Origin of the sequence: Microbacterium sp. GbtcB4 (assembly GCF_019091465.1) — a bacterium.
GTDB classification, from domain to species: Bacteria; Actinomycetota; Actinomycetes; order Actinomycetales; family Microbacteriaceae; genus Microbacterium; species Microbacterium paraoxydans.
Map to the genome: position 1 here is coordinate 1 of NZ_JAGXJJ010000480.1, position 240 is coordinate 240.

Here is a 240-nt window from a genome sequence, read left to right on the forward strand (position 1 = left end):
GAGCTCGCGCTCGAGCTCGACGGCACGTCGGGCGCCCGGCGGCGGGCTCGCGCGCAGGAGATGCTCGACCTCGTCGGTCTCGGGCACCGCGGCGACGCATCCGTCCACGAGCTGTCGGGCGGTCAGCAGCAGCGTGTGGGCATCGCCCGTGCCCTCGCGAGCGGCCCGAGCGTGCTGCTGTCCGACGAGGCGACGAGCGCGCTCGACCCCGAGACCACCACCGCCATCCTCGACCTCTAC

Annotated in this window: 1 protein-coding gene; it reads left to right on the forward strand. The window is 74.6% G+C overall.

All coding sequences use genetic code 11. The features are described 5' to 3' along the window. Positions 1 to 240, forward strand: a 240-nt coding sequence (locus KVS71_RS18540; RefSeq protein WP_217585268.1) for an ATP-binding cassette domain-containing protein, incomplete at both ends; no start/stop codon positions are given.